The organism is Amycolatopsis ponsaeliensis, assembly GCF_030182635.1.
GTDB lineage: Bacteria > Actinomycetota > Actinomycetes > Mycobacteriales > Pseudonocardiaceae > Amycolatopsis > Amycolatopsis ponsaeliensis.
The window spans coordinates 1-16527 of the sequence record NZ_JAPZLD010000027.1; the positions used below are offsets into that span (position 1 = coordinate 1).

The 16527-nt window shown below is 73.0% G+C and carries 16 protein-coding genes; 2 read left to right on the forward strand and 14 right to left on the reverse strand.

All coding sequences use genetic code 11. The features are described from left to right. Positions 1-315 precede the first annotated feature (315 nt). Positions 316-1239 (forward strand): LysR family transcriptional regulator, encoded by a 924-nt coding sequence (locus tag QQ657_RS33540; protein WP_284746307.1) that lies wholly within the window; start codon positions 316-318, stop codon positions 1237-1239. A gap of 37 nt (positions 1240-1276) precedes the next feature. Here the strand turns inward: QQ657_RS33540 and QQ657_RS33545 are convergent, their stop codons facing one another. Genes QQ657_RS33545 through QQ657_RS33610 form a run of 14 tightly spaced genes read right to left on the reverse strand, consistent with a single transcriptional unit; the run spans position 1277 to position 15277 of the window. Further along, a complete protein-coding gene (locus QQ657_RS33545) occupies positions 1277-1837 on the reverse strand; it encodes a flavin reductase family protein (RefSeq protein ID WP_284746308.1) in 561 nt (186 codons plus the stop codon). Next, positions 1834-3351, reverse strand: a complete 1518-nt coding sequence (locus QQ657_RS33550; protein WP_284746427.1) for an AMP-binding protein — start codon at positions 3349-3351, stop codon at positions 1834-1836. The genes QQ657_RS33545 and QQ657_RS33550 overlap by 4 nt, the downstream gene beginning before the upstream one ends. A 5-nt stretch (positions 3352-3356) precedes the next feature. Continuing rightward, positions 3357-4325, reverse strand: a complete 969-nt coding sequence (locus QQ657_RS33555; RefSeq protein WP_284746309.1) for a hypothetical protein — start codon at positions 4323-4325, stop codon at positions 3357-3359. A gap of 4 nt (positions 4326-4329) precedes the next feature. Beyond that, positions 4330-5271, reverse strand: a complete 942-nt coding sequence (locus tag QQ657_RS33560) for a 4'-phosphopantetheinyl transferase superfamily protein (protein WP_284746310.1) — start codon at positions 5269-5271, stop codon at positions 4330-4332. Further along, complete coding sequence (locus QQ657_RS33565) at positions 5268-6386, reverse strand: acyl-CoA dehydrogenase family protein (RefSeq protein ID WP_284746311.1); 1119 nt, start codon at positions 6384-6386, stop codon at positions 5268-5270. The genes QQ657_RS33560 and QQ657_RS33565 overlap by 4 nt, the downstream gene beginning before the upstream one ends. Next, entirely contained in the window at positions 6379-7530 is a 1152-nt protein-coding gene (locus QQ657_RS33570; protein ID WP_284746312.1) for an acyl-CoA dehydrogenase family protein, read from the reverse strand. Before QQ657_RS33570 ends, QQ657_RS33565 begins: the two co-directional genes overlap by 8 nt. Continuing rightward, the gene (locus tag QQ657_RS33575) at positions 7527-7778 is read right to left on the reverse strand and encodes an acyl carrier protein (protein ID WP_284746313.1); all 252 of its coding nucleotides are present in this window, start codon (positions 7776-7778) and stop codon (positions 7527-7529) included. Before QQ657_RS33575 ends, QQ657_RS33570 begins: the two co-directional genes overlap by 4 nt. A gap of 4 nt (positions 7779-7782) precedes the next feature. After that, positions 7783-9060, reverse strand: coding sequence for a type III PLP-dependent enzyme domain-containing protein (locus QQ657_RS33580; RefSeq protein WP_284746314.1), 1278 nt, complete (start codon positions 9058-9060; stop codon positions 7783-7785). Beyond that, entirely contained in the window at positions 9044-10546 is a 1503-nt protein-coding gene (locus QQ657_RS33585; protein ID WP_284746315.1) for a class I adenylate-forming enzyme family protein, read from the reverse strand. Before QQ657_RS33585 ends, QQ657_RS33580 begins: the two co-directional genes overlap by 17 nt. After that, on the reverse strand, positions 10543-11649 hold the full coding sequence (locus QQ657_RS33590) for an acyl carrier protein (RefSeq protein WP_284746316.1): 1107 nt from the start codon (positions 11647-11649) through the stop codon (positions 10543-10545). The genes QQ657_RS33585 and QQ657_RS33590 overlap by 4 nt, the downstream gene beginning before the upstream one ends. Continuing rightward, positions 11639-12991 (reverse strand): TrpB-like pyridoxal phosphate-dependent enzyme, encoded by a 1353-nt coding sequence (locus QQ657_RS33595; RefSeq protein WP_284746317.1) that lies wholly within the window; start codon positions 12989-12991, stop codon positions 11639-11641. Before QQ657_RS33595 ends, QQ657_RS33590 begins: the two co-directional genes overlap by 11 nt. Then, positions 12991-13275, reverse strand: a complete 285-nt coding sequence (locus QQ657_RS33600; protein WP_284746318.1) for an acyl carrier protein — start codon at positions 13273-13275, stop codon at positions 12991-12993. Before QQ657_RS33600 ends, QQ657_RS33595 begins: the two co-directional genes overlap by 1 nt. Beyond that, positions 13272-14012, reverse strand: coding sequence for an alpha/beta fold hydrolase (locus QQ657_RS33605; protein WP_284746319.1), 741 nt, complete (start codon positions 14010-14012; stop codon positions 13272-13274). The genes QQ657_RS33600 and QQ657_RS33605 overlap by 4 nt, the downstream gene beginning before the upstream one ends. Continuing rightward, positions 14012-15277: a glutamate-5-semialdehyde dehydrogenase gene (locus QQ657_RS33610; RefSeq protein ID WP_284746320.1), complete on the reverse strand. Its 1266-nt coding sequence runs from the start codon at positions 15275-15277 to the stop codon at positions 14012-14014. Before QQ657_RS33610 ends, QQ657_RS33605 begins: the two co-directional genes overlap by 1 nt. 223 nt (positions 15278-15500) lie before the next feature. On the opposite strand from QQ657_RS33610, the gene QQ657_RS33615 reads away from it, so the two are divergent. Further along, the gene (locus tag QQ657_RS33615; RefSeq protein ID WP_284746321.1) at positions 15501-16502 is read left to right on the forward strand and encodes an aldo/keto reductase family protein; all 1002 of its coding nucleotides are present in this window, start codon (positions 15501-15503) and stop codon (positions 16500-16502) included. Positions 16503-16527: the final 25 nt, after the last annotated feature.

Consider the following 16527-nt stretch of genomic DNA (forward strand, 5'->3'; position numbering starts at 1 on the left):
CAGGTTCTTCTTGGTCGACGAACCAACTACCGGAGACCTCACCTATGTCGACCACCGACACGCCCAACTTCAGCTCAATCTGCCCGAGACGACTTCGATACAGGCCCTAGGAGGTTTCGTGTTCGGGACCGAGCTCCACCAGGGTGAGAGAGAGGCCGATCGGAGGGCCTGCCCGCAGACCACCTCGCACCGGGAGCACCGCGTGCGAGCGGAGGCCGTCCCGCGAAAACTCACGCCGCTCAGCGAAGGGAACACTCGCCCGGGTCCGGGGACCGCTCCCCGTGCCGTTCGACCCGGCTGGCGGTGATCCGGGCCGTGGACACCGCTTCCCTCTCCACTTTCCTCAGGGTGGCCGAGCAGTCGAGCTTCACCAAGGCCGCCAGCGAGCTGAGCCTGGCCCAGCCCACGGTCACCGCCCGGATCAAGAAACTCGAGCGCGACCTCGCGTGCGATCTGTTCAACCGCACCGGCGCGCTCATCCGGCTCACCACCGCCGGCCAGCGGTTCCGGCGCTACGCCCACAAGATCGTGAAGCTGAGCCGGATGGCGGAGGAGACCGTGCTCGAGGGCACCGCCCCCGGCGACGCGCTGACCGTCGGCGCCGACAGCGGGCTCACCTCCTACCGGCTGGTGCCGATCATCGAGTACCTGTACCGGCGGCACCCCGAACTGGCGCTGGAGATCCGGCCGCTGGAAGAGGACCCGTGGAGCCGCATCGGCGATTCCGACGTCGACTGCGCGTTCTTCATCGACGTCTGCGAGTCCTCGCCGAAAGCCGATTCGACCCTGCTGTGCCCGGAACCGCTCGTGGTGGTCACCGGCCCGGACGGCCCGCTCGGCCGCGAGCCGGTACCGACCTCGCGGCTGGCGAGGTACCCCTTGCTGTGCGCGCACCGGGGCAGCGGCTACCAGCGCCTGTTCGAGCGGACGCTGGGCGACGTCGGCGAGACCCGGATCCGCGCGCTGACCTTCGGCTCGATCGACGCGGTGAAGCACGCGCTGGCCGCGGGGCTGGGCCTCGCGCTGCTGCCCCGGCTCAGCGTCGCCACCGAACTGGCCGACGGCCGGCTGGTCGAGGTGCCGTGGACGGCGCCGTTCCAGGTCTTCACGCAAGTCGCCTGGCACGGCGAGATCCGCACCGACCCCCGGTTCTCGGTGCTGCTCGACGCCGCGGCCCGCGCCACCGCCGAACAGGTCGCGGACGCGGGACCGCGCCCGGCCCAGCGGTTCGCCCGGTGAGGGTCGACCGCCGAGCCGGGCGCGGCCCGGTCTCTCCTCAGGCCCCGAGCGGGTACTGCTCTCGTCCGTAGAGCACCGTCGGGGCCGCGTTCGTGTCCCGCAGCCAGACGACCTTGCCGACGACCACGGTGTGGTCCAGCAGCGTCGCGGTGTCACCCACCTCGCAGACCAGCGCCACCCCCGCCGCGGAGAGCACGGGGATCCGGCGCTGGGGCTGCCACGGCACCCCGGCGAACCGCTCGGCCGGGCTGCCGGTGGCGAACTTGCGGGTCAGCGCCCGCTGCGACCAGGACAGCGTGTTCACGGCGAAGACTCCGTTGTCGAGGATGGCTTCGAGAGTCCTGCTGTGACAGCCCAGCGACACCAGGACACTCGGGGTGTCGGCCGAGAGCGACATCACCGCGTTGGCCGTGCAGCCGACGGGGGTGTCCTCGGTGACGGTGGTGAGCACGGTGACCCCGGTCGGCAGCTTCGCGATCGCCTGGCGGAACCCCTCCGCGGGCACCAGCGCCGGTGTGGGCGGGCGCGCGGTACCGAGCCGGGACGGGGGGACGGGTGCGGTTTCCATGGTCTTCCCTTCCGGGGTGTCGGCGGTCATCCGCGCTGCCCGATCGCGTCCGCGGTGAGGGCCGAGCGGTCGATCTTGCCGTTGACGTTGAGCGGCAGCGCGTCCAGCACGGTGAGCCGCCGGGGCACCATGTACTGGGGCAGCCGGCCGCCGACGGCGGCGAGCAGCCGGTCGGGGTCGAGGTGCGAACCCGTGCACACCGCTTCGAGCTCGGTGGTGCCGCCGCTGCCGGGCAGGGCGAGCACGATCGCGTCGCGCACCGATTCCTGATCCCGCAGCACGGCCTCGATCTCGCCGAGCTCCACCCGGTAGCCCTGCACCTTCACCTGCTGGTCCGACCGTCCCAAGTGGACAAGGGAACCGTCCTGCCAGGACACCCGGTCCCCGGTGCGGTACCAGGCGTCGTCGTCGAGCTCGTCACCCGCGGCGTGCGGCCGCGCGCTCCGGTCGCCGTCACCGAAGTGGTAGAAGCGGCCTTCGTTGTCGGCCGGGTCGAGGTAGCCGGGGAACCGCTGGGGCCCGCGCGCGCAGAGTTCTCCTTCCACGGCGGGGCGTCCCTCGTCGTTGAGCACGACGTGGTTGACGGTGGGGTAGGGGCGCCCGATCGGCACGGTCCCGTTGGCGGTGCCCGGCCAGTCCGCCGGATCGGCGGGCAGCCGGAACTCGGCGCAGCTGATGGTCAGCTCGGTGGGGCCGTAGAGGTTCTCGACGACCCCGCCGGGGGCGGCGCGCTGCCAGGCCTCGGCCTGGTTCGTGGTCAGGGGCTCACCGCAGAACAGGCTCCAGCGCAACGTCGGCATGCTGCCGGGCCGCAGGCTGCGCAGCCGCTGGGCGAAGGACACCATCGAGGGCACCGAGAACCAGTGGGTCAGCTCCTTCTCCGCGACGAACCGCACCGGCGCCAGCAGGTCCTCACGGCTGGGGACGACGAGCGTCGCGCCGCCGCCCCAGGCGGTGAACATGTCGAACACCGACAGGTCGAAGGTCAGGTCGAAGGTCTGGGAGACGCGGCTGCCCGGCCCCATTCCGTACCGCGGCACGACGTGGCCGAGGTAGGCGCAGACGTTGCGGTGCCGGATCGGGACGCCCTTGGGCTGCCCGGTCGAGCCCGAGGTGAACAGGATGTAGGCCAGGTCCCCGGTCCGGGACTCCGGCGGGGTGCGCGGGACGCCGTCCGCGGGCTCGGTCATTTCCAGTTCCGGCACACCGAGATCGGCCGGGTCGCCTTCGGTGAGGACCAGGTCCAGGCCGGCGGCCTCGGCGATCATCCGGTTGCGCTCGCGGGGGAACGCGGGGTTGAGCGGGACGGCGGTGCTGCCGAGCCGTTGCGCCGCGAGGTAGCCGGCGTAGGTCAGCACGCTGCGCTCGGCCAGCACGCCGATCCGGGCGGGTATCGCCCCGACCGCGGTGACGGCCTCGGCGGCGACGTGCCCGGCGAGATCCCGGAGTCCGGCGTAGGTCAGGGTGCGCGCTCCGGCTTCGAGCGCGGGGGCGTCGGCGTGCTTTTCGGCCGACGCGGCGAACCAGTGGTACAGGGTTTCCATCGTGCTCATACCTCCGATACGGGTTCGGTGGTCGTCTTTTCGTGGATGCGCTGCAGGTCGTCGAAGGTCCGCCGCAGCAGGCCGGCGCGCGGCCGGCCCCGGGCGGCGGACTCCGCGGCGAACCGGACGACCTTGGGCAGCTCGCCCCAGCTCACCGCGGCCGCGGCGGCGGCCTCCGCGCAGATCTCGCCGTTCGCGGCGAGCACTTCGAGGCGGTAGGTGTAGTGCCTGCTCGCCGCCCACAGGTCGTCGCCGTAGCGGGCGGCGGCGGTGTCGTCGTCGGTCAGCACCGTGCTGACGCGCTCTAGCGTCTCCGGCAGGCCGCGGGTCCAGGCACCCGGGTCGGCCGGGGGATCCTCGCCGGTGGTGCGTGCCAGCCAGCGGAACCGGTCCGCGTGCACCGGCTCCACGGCGGTGCCCAGCGCGTAGCGGTCGCGGTGGGCGATCTCCGGCGGCCACGGGCCGTACGGCGTCAGCGCGCGCTCCACCGTGGCGTCGTCCAGCCAGCCGAGGAAGGGTTCCTGCTCGCCGAGCGGGGTCAGCGCGCGGAAGTGGTCGGCCACCAGCCACCGCCCGTCGCGCCGGCCGAGCAGCAGCAGCCAGTGCGGCGAGTGCGCGATCCCGTGCGCCGGGGACCAGGACAGGTGGAACGTGTCGGCGACGGCCAGCACCCGCCCCGAGCGGGTCAGCTCGGTCTGGAGGTCGGCGACGGCCCGCCCCCAGTCCGCCGCGCCGCGGTAGCCGAGCGCGGCGTCGCCGTCGATGCGCGAGTGCTGGGAGAACACCAGGTTCCCGGGGCCGCTGTCGAGCCGGACCGCCAGGCGCACGGCGTGGGCCATGCGGGACCGCACCCCGGGTTCGCCGGTTTCGAGGTAGGCCACCAGGTTGGTGGTGTAGCAGCTGAGTTCCGGGACGGTGTCCGGGGCGTTGACGAGGTGCACGTCGACCTCCGTCGTCGTGGTCGGGTCCCGCACCGGGTCACGGAGCGGGCTGGAAGGCGCAGCTGAGGGGCACCGGCGATCGGGTGCGCAGGCTCAGCCAGGCGAACCCGCCCCAGTGCCCGGACACGGCGCCGGGCGGGACGTCGATCGACCAGGGGCGCCCGGCCATCCCGGTGCCCGCGGCCTTGACGCACGCCTCCTGCACCGTCCACACCCAGGCGAACTCCTTCGCTCGCCGCCGGCGGGGCAGGGCGGTGACCGCCGGGGCGTGCGAGCCGAGGCACCGGCGCACGGCCGAGTCGGTCAGCCGCTCCGGGGGCAGCTGGACGTCGACGCCCACGTCCCCGTGCGCGCACACCGCCGCGGCGATCCGGTCTTCGTCGTGGGAGATGGTGATGCCGGGCAGGGCGAGGTCCTCACCGCCCGCGTCCAGCCGGGGTTTCCCGGCGGGGTCGGCGCACAGCGGCAGCGCGGCGAGGTCGGGCCGGATCCGCCGCAGCAGGTGCCGCAGCAGGTGCCGCCCGGCGAGGAACTCCGCGCGACGCCAGCGCGGCCGGGTGCCGGCCTCGGCGAGGTCCCCCGCGTGGACGGGCGGATCGCCGAGGTCGGCGCGGGTGGCGGAAGCGACCCACACCCCGGGCGAGATTTCGGTGCCGTCGACGGAGACTTCCGGAAGCTCCTGGACCGCGGCACTTTCACGTGCCACTGCCGCTTCCAGGGCCGAGCTTTCACGGGGAAGCTCCGGATCGGCCGGGAGGCTGCGGGCGGCGACGTGGGGCCGGGTGACCTCGGCGGGGCCGCAGGTATTGACGCGGGGCCGGTTGGTCGCGGCGGGGCCGCAGGTATCAACGCGGGGCCGGCTGGTCTCGGCCTCGCCGATGGTGGGCTCCGGGAGATTGCCGGTGCCGGCTCGGGTTGCGGTGATCTCGGCGCCGCCGGCGTTCACACCGCGGGCGCCGACCCGGTTTCCGGTGCTCATGCGCGCAGTTCCTCGAGCATCGTCTCGGCGCCGTCGGCGACCGCGGCGAGCATCAGCTCGGTCACCCCGCCGCCGATGCCGAACACCGCGGCCTCGGCCCGCACGAGCTGCAGGCCGTCGTCGGCGAAACCGTCGGCGCCCCGCCACCGGGCGCAGCGCGAGAGCACGTCGTCGGCGGTGAGCCCGACCGCGGCCTTCAGCATCGCCGCGCTCGTCGTGTCGTGGTCCTCCACGACCCGTTCGCCCAGTGTTTCGTACAGCGCGCGCAGCGAGCGCACCCGGACCAGGCAGCCCGCGAACTCCTGGCGGACCGAATCGTGGTCCCACAGCGCGCGTCCGTCGATTTCCCGCCGCATCACCGCTTTCCTCGTCTCCGCCAGCACCCGGCTGGTGAGCGCGGTGGCCCACTGGGCGCCGGCGAGCCGTTCGGTGCCCATGTGCCGGGCGAACAACGCCAGCCCGCGCCCGGTCCGGCCGAGCACGGCCGACGCCGGCAGCCGCACCCCGGAGAACTCGACGTGCCCGGTGCCCGCGCCCGCGAGCAGCGTGGTCGCCGCGGGCGTGACCCGCACCCCCGCCGCGTCCGCCGGGACCAGGACCCAGGTGAAGGCCGAGAAGTGCCGTCCGGGCCGGTGCCGGGCCAGCACCAGGAAGTACGCGGCGCGGGTCGCCGTGGTCACCCACCGCTTCGCGCCCTCGAGCCGGACGGTGTCGCCGCCGGTCTCGATCTCCGTGCCCAGCCCGGTGAGGTCGGACCCGGCCGCCGCGGCGTCCGTGGCGGCCAGCGCGACCTCACAGTCGCCGCGGACGACCTCGTCGAACGCCGGCCCGGTCCCGGCGGCCAGGATCGGCAGCGCGCTCGCGGACTGCACCAGCACGCTCAGCGTGATCCCGTTGTCCCCGCGGGCGTCGACCGCGCGCAAGGTGGCGCCGAGCCGGTCCGGGTCGGCGATCAGCCCGGTGGCGGTGTTCCGCCGGTACTGCCCCCGCAGCACGCCGGTGGCGCCGAGTCGCTGCCACACCTCGGCGCCGGACGCAGAGGAATCCACAGTGGACAGTGCGTCCGCGGCGGGACCGGCGCGCACCCGGGAGTCGAGGAGGGCTGACTCAGGCAAAACTCACCTCCTGGTCGAGCAGGGTGAGCCGGCCGTCGGCGAGGTGCAGCCGGTCGTTGCTGTAGTTCAGCACCGCCGAGCGCAGGTCCCGCAGCGACTGCTCCAGCCGCGTGGGGGAGTCGCGCAGGTAGCCGTGGCGCATCCCGACGGCGTCGACCAGCTCGTCGACGGCGCGGTAGCACTCCTCGGCGGCGGTGATCTTCACGGCGTTGATCAGCAGCTGCACCTTCGGCACGCTGAGGTCCGCGGTGGTCTCGACGACCCGGCGGGCGTGGTCGATCAGCGCATGCACGGTGTCCAGCCGCTGGCGCGCCCGCGACAGCCGCGTCATCAGCAGTTCCGAGCTCAGGTCGGTCTTGCCCCGGCTGCCGCGCAGCGAGGCGATCACCCGGGACAGCGCCCCGGCCGCCGTGCCGAGCCAGCAGGACGCCCAGCCGAGGTGGGCCAGCGGGCCGAACACGGTGGTGACGATGGTGTGGAAGTCGCCGTGCTTCCCGACGACCTGGTGGGCGGGCAGCCGCCCGCGCAGCCGCAGGGCACCGCTGTCGCTGGCGCGCATGCCCAGCGGGTTCCAGCCGCCCGCCTGCTCGATCTCCAGCTGCTCGCGGGCGGCGTAGACCAGCGAAACCTGGTTGTCCGCTTCCGAGTCCGGGGAGCGCAGGGTGATCAGGAACCCGTCGGCCTGCATGCCCCCGGTGACGACCGGGGCGAACCGGTCGACGAGCAGCTCGCCGTCGCGCCAGGCCGCGGCGGACTCGGCGGTCAGCAGGTGCCCGCCCTTGCCCGCCTCGGTGGTGACCGAGGCGAGGTAGAGCCGGCCCGCAGCGATCTCGGGCAGCAGTTCCGCGCGCAGCCTGCCTTCGGCGTGCGCGAGCACGGCGGCGACCTGCTGGCAGTGCATGGCGAAGATCATCGCCACGGACATGTCCACCCGGCCCAGCTCGGTGCTCGCGTCGAGCACGTCGGCCAGCGAGCCGCCGAGCCCGCCGTCCTCGGCAGGCACGAGCAGGCCGAGCAGGCCGGTGGCGCGCAGCTCGTCGAGCGCCTGCACCGGGAACGCGGCGTCGTCGTCGGTCTGGCGGACGTGCTCCTCGGCGACCTTGGTCACGCGTCCGACGAGTTCGGTCAGCGGGGCCGCGGTCACGACGACACCCCCTGGAGCTTCAGCTGGGCGCTCACGGCGGTCCACAGGGTGGCCGGCGTGGCGAAGGTGGCATCGGTGATGTCCTCGTCCGGCAGCGAGACGCCGAACACGTCCTCGATCTCGAACAGCACGTTGATCGACTGCATCGAGTCGAGCCCGCGCTCGCGCAGCGAGTCGTCCGGGCCGAGCTCGCGGCCGTTGAGGAACTTGAGGAACGGGGTGAGCAGTTCGGCCATGCGGGGATCCATCGGTTCACTCCTCATTGTCGGGGTCAGTGGTCCTGACCAGTTCCACGCGCGAGGTCCGCGCGGGGGAGCCGGGACGGTCGCCGTCGACGACGACCTCCGCCGGCAGGGGGTGGCCCAGGAAGGCGACGAGGCTGGCGTACAGCCCGTAGGCGCCGACGTTCGGCACCGCCACCAGGTCGCCGGGGCCCAGTTCGGGCAGCTTTCCGGTGCGGGTCCAGGTGTCCAGCGGCGTGCACAGCGGTCCGGCGACGAGCGCGTCCAGCACGGGCGGGCCGCCCGGGCCGAGCAGGTGCGGCGAGAGCGGCGGCAGCCGCCGCATCCCCGACATGCCGCCGAGGTGGTTGATGCCGGACTCCAGCACGACGATGTCCTTGCCCTGCGAGCGCTTGACGTCCAGCACCGCCGTGACGAGGGTGCCCGCGGTGCCGACCAGGTACCGGCCGGACTCGAACACCACCTCCGGGCCCCGCTTGCGCCAGCCCGGCAGCTTCTCGCCGAGCAGCGCTTCGAGCCCTTCGCGCAGGCCGGTCAGCTCACCCGCGGTGCCGTCCTTCGCGAACGGGGCGCCGAAACCGCCGCCGAGGTCGAGGGTCCGGAAGCGGACCCCGTGCGGTGCCAGGGCTTCCCGCAGCCGCGCGGCGGTGTCCAGTGCGCGGCCGAACTGCCCGATCAGGTCGTCGACCGCGGTGAGGTTGGTGCCCATGTACAGGTGCAGCCCGGCCGCCTCGGCGTGCTCGCCCCCGGCGAAGCGGGCGGGCTCGGCGAGGATCCAGCCGGTGTCGGCGCCGAACTGCGAAGGCACGCCGGTCATCGCCAGGCCCTGACCTGGCACCGGCTGGTCGTCGTTGACGCGCAACAGGAACCGGGCGCGGACACCGGCCTCGCGGGCGAGCCGGTCGAGCTGCGTGATGGCGTGCGGGGAGTCCACGGAGAACTCCCGCACCCCGGCCCGCAGCGCGCCCACGATCTCGGCGTCGCGCTTCCCCGGGCCGGTATAGAGGACCTGCGCGCCGGTCCAGCCGGCGTCGAGCGCGGCCCGCAGCTCGCCGGAGGAGCAGACCTCCGGGCGGGCCCCGGCCTCGCGCAGGGTGCTCAGCACGTCCGGGTGCGGATTCGCCTTGAGCGAGTACAGCAGCCCGGTGCCGCCGGGCAGGGCCCCGTCGAGGCGCCGGTGGTTGCGGCGGACCTCGGCCAGGTCGTAGACGTAGGCGGGGGTGGGCATTCCGGCGAGGTCGCCGGGCAGGTCCGCGAGCGGTGAAGTCCGCTCATCGAGCAGCTCCACTGGGCACCTCCTCCACCATCGAGGCCAGTGCCTTGCGGTCGACCTTCCCGTTGCCGGTCAAGGGAAGCGTGCCCACTCGCAGGCAGCTCGCCGGGATCTTGAACTCCTCGATCCGGGTGCGCATCGCGTCGAGCACGCCCTCGGCGGCCAGGTCACCGGTGACGAACAGCCACGCCGGGCGGGTGTCCTTCGGGACCAGCACGGCGGCTTCGCGGACCCCGGGCACGCCGCGGGCCGCGGTCTCGACCTCGGTCGCGCTGACGCGGAACCCGCGCTCCTTGTAGATGTCGTCGCGGCGGCCGTCGAAGTAGAGGTAGCCCTCTTCGTCGAGCCGGCCGTAGTCCCCGGTCCGCAGTTCCGGGAACAGCCCGTCCACGCGCGGGAACTTCTGCTCGGTGAGCTCCGGGCGGCGCCAGTACCCGGCCATGACGTTCGGGCCGCGCACCACGATCTCGCCGATCTCCCCGGCGGGCAGCCGCTCGCCGGACTCGCCGATGACGAAGACCTCCGTGCCGGGCAGGGCCCGGCCGCTGGAACCGGGCCGCTCCAGATCGCCGTCGACCGGCATGATGGTGGCGCGCTTGCACTCGGTCAGCCCGAACATCAGCTGCACGCGCAGGCCGGGAATGGCCTCACGCAAGGATTCCAGGGTGCCGGTGGGCATCGCCGCGCCGGTGTTGGTGAGCAGCCGCAGGGCGGGGGCGGGCTTCGGGCGGCGGCGCAGCAGCGCGCTCAGCGCCTCGGCGACGGCCGGGACGGCGGGCAGCACGGTCGCGTTCGCGCGCACCAGGTTGCCGACCAGTGACGGCCCCACCTCGGTGGGGGCGCCCATGGTCAGGTTCGACCCCGCGGTGACGGACAGGAACACCTGGTACAGCCCGTAGTCGAAGGACAGCGGCAGCGGGCTGTAGACGACGTCGTCGCTGCGGTACTCCAGCACCGAAGCGATCGCCGCGGTGGCGAACAGCAGCTGCTGGTGGGTGCTGACCACGGCCTTGGGCAGGGAGGTGGTGCCCGAGGTGTAGATCAGGCACACCGGGTCCACCGGCAGCGGGGGAGTGGGCAGCGCGACGTCCCGGCCGGGGCCGGCGGCGAGGTCTTCCACCGACGCCGCGGGGACGCCGGCCGTTTCGGCCGACCGCCGCACGTCGTCGTCGCCGGTCACCATCAGCACCGGCGCGGAGTCCGCGAGCACGTGGTCCAGGCTGGCGCCGCGAACCTGTTCGTGCAGCAGGGAAAACGCGACGCCGACGCGGGCGGCGCCGAAGACCACGGCGGGCAGCAGCGTGCTCGCCGGGGCGTTGATCAGCAGCCGGTCGCCGCGGCGGGCGCCCCGGGCGGCGAGCGAGGCGGCGACCCGCTCCGCGGCGGCGGCGAGCTCGGCGTAGGTCGTCGAGGTGCCCCGGCAGGTCAGCGCGGTCCGGTTCGGCCATTGCCGGGCGGCGTGGCCGAGCAGTTCGTGGAGTACCCGCGGTGCGTAGGTCATCGTGTTCCTCCTGCGTCCAGGACGGCGCGGCAGAGGCCGTCGACGTGGGTGAGCTTCTCCGGGACCAGGTCCTCGGCGGCGAACTCGACGCCGAGGTCGCTTTCGATCCGCTCGACGATCTCCATCATGCGGAAGGAACTGAAGCCGGGGATGTCGCCGAGCGCGTGGGCGCCGGGGGCGGGCTCGGTGCCCAGCACGGTCCCGATCACCGCGGCGACGGACTCGCGCAGCTCCGGTGACACCTCGATGGTGTCCACTGTGGACGCCGTGACGATGTCGGCGGTGCCGCCGAACGCCGTGTGGTCCGCGGCGAGGCAGTCGGCGAGGCGAGGGAACAGCGCACGCGGTTCGGCCCGGCCCGCGGAGACCCGGCGGCTCGCCAGGTACACCTGCTTCGCGAGCGCGTCCCACTCGTCCAGGTGCGCCCGCACCGCGTCGGTGTCCAGACCCATGGCCGCGGCGTGCAGGCGGCGGCTGCGGGTGAGCAGCCAGGTCTGCAACGTCAGTCCCCGCAACGCCCGCACCCGGTCGGGATGGTCGGCGTAGGTCGCCACGAACGTGCCGGCCTCGGCCAGCTGCACCAGTGGCGTGCGCTCGGTCGCGGGGGCGCCGGCGGCGAGGTCGAACGTCAACGCACCGTCGGGCAGCGCCTCGGCGAGTTCCGTGTGGCCGAGCGTCCACCGGCCCGGCCGGGCCGCACCCCACTGGGTGTCGTTGTGGTAGCCGTCGACGACGGTGACGCCGCCGTCGGCCGGCTCGACCAGGAAGCTGTGCTCGAGGTGCTGGTTGCGGTAGTAGGGAACCCACGGCAGGTGGTAGGCGTCCGCGACGACGTAGCAGCCGGGGCCGGGTTCGAGGCCGTCCGCGGCGGTGATCCGTTCGCGCCGGGTGACACGCAATCCCAGCAGGTCGGCGGATTCGGTCACGTGCTCGTCGACCCGCGGCTCGACGGTGGGCAGCCCGTCCGCGCCCGGCCGGGGCCAGAAGCGCAGGATCCGGCCCAGCGCGAGGTGCGTACCTTCGCCGTGCACGCGGTCGGCGAGCTCGGCCAGGTTCACCTGGACGCAGTCGAAGAGGCGGTGGTCCAGCGGCTCAGACGGCATGACCACTCCCGGCGATCGCGAGGCCCGGGACCGGCTGCAACCGGTCCATCGCCGACACCAGCGCCTGCTCCTCGGGCGGCTCGCTGCTGAGCTCACCGTCGGCCAGCTGCTGGTACGCGGAGAGGTCCAGGTAGCCGTGCCCGCTCACGCAGGCGACCACACCACGGGAGGATCCGCCGCCCGCGGCCAGGCGCGCGGCGACGGCCAGCGCGTGCCCGGACTCCGGTGCCGGGAGCACCATCTCCGTCCGGGTGAAGGCCTGCCCGGCTTCCAGGGCTTCGACCTGCCCGACGGCCTGGGCGGCGACCTGGTCCTGGTGCCGCATGGCGGAGATGACCTTCGCGGCGCCGTGGAAGCGCAGGCCGGCCGAGTGCGAGTCGGGGATCGGGTAGCTGCTGCCGATCGTGTACATCGCCTCCATCGGGCTGACCCCGGTGGCGTCGGTCTTGTCGTAGGCGTAGACGCCGCGGGTGAGCTTCGGGGTGGTGCTGGACTCCGCGGCCACCAGCCGCGGGCACTCAGCCCCGGTCACCGCGGCCTCGGCGAAGAAGGGCAGGGCGATCCCGCCGAAGTTCGAGCCGGCGCCGACGCAGCCGACGACGCTGTCCACTTCGGACTCCAGCGCGGCGAGCTGCTCGATGGCCTCCAGCCCGATGACGGACTGGTGCAGGATGCTGTAGGTCTCGCCGCTGCCGATGCAGAACGCGGCCCCCTCGGTGCGTCCGGCGTATTCGACCGCTTCGCCGATCGCCAGTGCGAGGCTGTTCACCCCGCCGCCGACGCGGGCGGCCACCTCGGTCAGGTCGCTCGGGCTGGCGTGCACGGTGGCGCCGAGGGTCCGCATCAGCGTGCCCCGGTAGGGCTTTTTCCGCAGGCTCGTGCCCACCATGAACACCCGGCAGCGCAGCCCGAACATCGCGCAGGCGGCGGCGAGCGCGGTGCCCCACTGCCCGGCGCCGGTGCCGGTGACCAGTTCCTTCACACCGGCCTTGGCGTAGTAGTAGGCCTGGGCGAGTGCGGTGTTCAGCTTGTGGCTGCCGGAGATGTTGCCGCCCTCGTACTTGACGTAGATCGGCACCCGCGCGCCGACGGCGTCCTCGAACCGGCGTGCCCGCCACAGCGGGGTGGGCCGGAAGCTGCGGTAGGCGTCGAGCACCTCGGCGGGGATGTCCCAGAACTCGCGGTTCTGGGTGGACTGGCGCACCAGCGCGAACGGCAGGTTCACCGCCACCCCGCTGTCCGAGCCGCCCACGGCCACCTCCGGGCTGCGGTCGGGGGGCAGCGGCTCGTCCAGGTGCGGCAGCACGCTGCGCCAGCTGGTGGGGAGGGACACGTGGCTCATCACAGGGCCTCCGTTTCACGAGTGCCTTCGGCGACGACCTCGACGAGGTCGTCGACCGTCTTGAAGGTGCGGCCGACGAACAGGTCGTCGGGCAGGGTCACGTCGAGCTCGTCCTCGAGGCGCACCAGCATGCCGACGAAACCCATCGAGTTGACGCGCAGCAGGTCTCCGCTGAGCGGCTCGTCGTCCTGGATCTGGTCCGGTTCCAGGGAAAGCCGGGATTCGGCGATCACCACGCGCTTGACCGAGTCGGCGACCGTCGTGTGATCGGGTCCGGTTGTCATCGTTGCCCTCCAAGGGGTTGCGGGGATCGGGTTCGTTCTTCGGCCAGGAATTCGTCGAGGTGGGTCAGGACGTCGGGGAGCGCTTTCCGGCCGAACACGTCGAAGTGGCCGCAGTCCAGTTCGCGGACGCGCAGCCGCCCGGACAACCGGGCCCAGTTCTCGACCTGGGTGCGGCGGTGCGGGCTCGCGCACGCCATCAGCAGCGCCGGGCCGGGGTGGGTGCTGGTCACCCGGTGCCGGCCGGACGCGGTGACGTGGGCGTGTGCCGTGGTCTCGGCCCAGGGCTGGTCGCGGGGTGCGACCCGGGCGTGCACCGAGCGCATGATCCGCTCGACGACCGCGTGCCGCTGTCCCGCGGTGCGGAACTCGTCCCGGCTGGTGAAGCTGTCGATCATCACCACCGCCGGGGCCGGGCCGGTCGCGGCGAGCCGCGCGCCGAGCTCCCAGGCGAGGACGCCGCCCATGGACCAGCCCACCAGCAGTTCCGGCCGGCGGGGCAGGGTGTCCAGCAACGGCAGGTACCGCCGCGCCATCGCGTCGACGTCGGAGTCGGGCCGCTCGCCGGCGAACAGGCCGCTGGCGCGGATCCCGCTCACCCCGCTGCGGCGGGCCAGCCGCAGGGCCAGTGGCGTGTACGGGCCCAGGCCGCCCCCGCCGGGGTGCACGAGCACCGCCTGCGGTGCGAGCGGACGGCGGCTGAGCGGGAGCAGCAGCGGTGGCCGCGCCGGGGCGGGCATCAGCTCGCCTCACGCAGCCGGCCGCCGGCCTCGACCACCCAGCAGTAGTTCACCAGTGCGGCCAAGGTGATCGGCCCGCGGGCGTGCAGCCTGCTGGTGCTGATCGCGATCTCCGAGCCCAGCTCCAGCGTCGGCCCGTCGTTGAGCCGCAGGGAACCGTTGACGACGATCGTGGCCGCGTCCACCCGGTCGGTGAACTCGCCGATGGCCACCGGGTCGGTGGCGGCGATCGCCTCGCTGTGCCCGGATCCGTACCGCTGGATGAACTCCACCGCCTCGCCCGGGGAGTCCACCGCCACCACGCCGATCGTGCTGTCGAGGAACTCCCGGCCCCGGTCGTGCTCGCCCAGCGCCTCCACCCGCCACTGCCCGGTGGTCTCCGGTCGCCGGAGTCCCTCGCCGGCCCGCACGGTCAGCGGCCGGCCGTCGCGGCGGGCGCCGTCGAGCAGGGCCGCCACGAACTCGTCGGCCACCGGCCGGTCGACCAGCGCGATCTCCAGGGAGGTGCAGCCGGCCGGGGCGGGCAGCTTGCTGTCCAGCGCGATCGCGACCGCCTGGGCCATCTCGGCGCTGCGGTGCACGTAGAGGTGGTTGACCCCGCCGCCGCTGGCCAGCACCGGGATGGTGCTCGCGCTGTGGCAGTAGTCGACCAGGGAAGCGCTTCCGCGCGGGATGAGCACGTCGATCTCGCCGGGCCGGCGCAGCAGTTCGCGCAGCAGCGCACGGCTGGGGTCGTCGAGCACGGAGACCAGGCCCGTGGGCAGCTCCGCGTCCTCCAAGGCGGCGGCGACGGCGGCGCCGAGCGCGGCGTTGGTCCCCGCGATTTCCTTGCCACCACGCAGGATCACCGCGTTGCCGGCCGCGACGTTGAGCAGCGCGCCCTCGACGGTGACGGTCGGGCGGGCCTCGAAGATCATCAGCACCACGCCCAGCGGCCGCGGCACGCGGTGCCGCACGCCCCAGTCGCCGATCGGGGTGCCCGGCGGGCGGTGGGTCAGTTCGCGCATCTCTTCGGCGACGGTCGAGGTGAGGGTCACCAGCCCGTCGAGGTGCTCTTCGGTCAGCCGCAGCCGGTCGACGAGCACGTCGGGCATGCCCCGTTCCCGCGCCCGGTCCACGTCGGCGTCGTTCGCCGCGCGGATCCGCGGCCACGCCGCGGTCAGCCGGTGGGCCAGCCCGATGCAGAAACGCCCGTACGCCTCGTTGCCCAGCGGCGGCGCCGCCATGGTCGCCGCACGTGCGGCACTGACGATCTTGTCAACCATTGTTCTCCCGATCTCGAACCGGATTCCAGCCGCTCGACTCCGCGGCGATTCCGGTGATTTCTCCGGCAGAAGCCTCACGCTCCCATCGGAAAATAGCCGGGACAATGGTGATCATGGACCCGTTGATGGCCTCATCACTATGTTCTATGACCCCATCGACAGGACCCTTTTTCGCGGTTTTAAACGTTGACTACGCAGAAAATTCCTTGGAGTGTCCTGAGGCATGGAACATCGTCGATTGGGCCGCAGCGGCCTCTCACTCAGCAGGATTTCCTACGGCAACTGGATCACCCACGGATCGCAAGTGGCCGAAGAACAAGCGAAGAAATGCGTGGAAGCGGCGCTCGACGCCGGGATCACCACGTTCGACACCGCCGACATGTACGCGAACACCCGCGCCGAAGAGGTGCTGGGGCGCGCGCTGTCGGGCCGGCGCCGGGAGAGCCTGGAGATCTGCACCAAGGTGTACTGGCCGACCGGCCCCGGCGGCCCCAACGACCAGGGCCTGGGCCGCAAGCACATCATGGAGTCCGCGCACGGCTCCCTGAACCGGCTCCGGACCGACTACCTCGACCTCTACCAGGCCCACCAGTTCGACCCGACGGTCGAGCTGGAGGAGACCATGCTGGCCTTCGCCGACCTGGTGCGCCAGGGCAAGGTCCTCTACGTCGGCGTCTCGGAGTGGACCGCCGAGCAGATCACCCGCGCCGCCGCGCTGGCCCGCGAGCTCCGGGTCCCGCTGGTCGGCAGCCAGACGCAGTACTCGATGCTGTGGCGGGTCATCGAGGCCCAGGTCATCCCGGCCTGCGAGCGCGAGGGCATGGGCCAGCTCGTCTGGTCGCCGATGGCGCAGGGTGTGCTGACCGGCAAGTACCTGCCCGGCAAGCGCCCGCCCGAAGGCTCCCGCGCCACCGACGGCGAGGGCAGCGGCTACATGGTCCGCTGGTTGCAGGACGACGTGCTCCGCAAGGTGCAGGAACTGCGCCCGGTCGCCGAGCAGCTCGGCCTCACCATGGCGCAGCTGGCCCTCGCCTGGGTGCTGCAGAACCCCAACGTCACCTCCGCGATCACCGGCGCCTCGCGCCCCGAGCAGCTCACGGACAACCTCAAGGCCGCCGACGTCGTGCTCGAGCCCGGCGTCATGGCCAAGATCGACGAACTGCTCGACGGCGTCAGCCGCTTCGACCCGACGTTCATCGGCGTGCCGCTCACCGCCCTCGTCTGACCGGTACGCCACCACAGGACCGACC